Annotated in this window: 1 protein-coding gene; it reads left to right on the top strand. The window is 46.8% G+C overall.

The features are described 5' to 3' along the window. Positions 1–458, top strand: a 458-nt coding sequence (locus tag HMPREF3239_RS06070) for an LPXTG cell wall anchor domain-containing protein (protein WP_141763597.1), incomplete at its 5' end; no start/stop codon positions are given. Positions 459–556: the final 98 nt, after the last annotated feature.

Genomic DNA, 556 nt, shown 5'->3' with positions numbered 1-556 from the left:
CAGATAGTGATGCGGATGCCGATTCTGACGCAGATAGCGATGCCGACGCCGACGCAGATAGCGATGCTGATGCGGATGCTGACGCAGATGCCGATTCTGATGCCGACGCTGACGCTGACGCAGATGCGGATGCCGATTCTGATTCTGATGCTGACGCGGATGCCGATGCAGACGCAGACGCTGACGCAGATAGCGATGCCGACGCAGATGCCGATGCGGATGCTGATGCCGATTCTGATGCAGATGCTGACGCGGATGCAGATGCTGACGCAGACAGTGACGCAGATGCCGATAAAGATCATCATGACAAAGCAGATAAATCAAATAGTAAAGAATTGCCTGATACTGGTAATGAAAATCAAACTAATGGCACGTTATTTGGTTCATTATTCGCTACACTTGGTGGATTATTCTTAGTGGGCAGACGTCGTAAAAATAAAAATAATGAAGAAAAATAATAGGTAGACTTCATATTTACACAATGAAATTTAAAACCAGGCCTTCTATGGCCTGGTTTTATTTTAAGGCTCTACGTCAAATCGGACTGATGAGTCCA

The sequence above is a fragment of the Staphylococcus sp. HMSC34C02 genome (assembly GCF_001838705.1).
Taxonomy (GTDB): domain Bacteria; phylum Bacillota; class Bacilli; order Staphylococcales; family Staphylococcaceae; genus Staphylococcus; species Staphylococcus borealis.
This window is presented reverse-complemented; position numbering and strand designations above follow the sequence as displayed.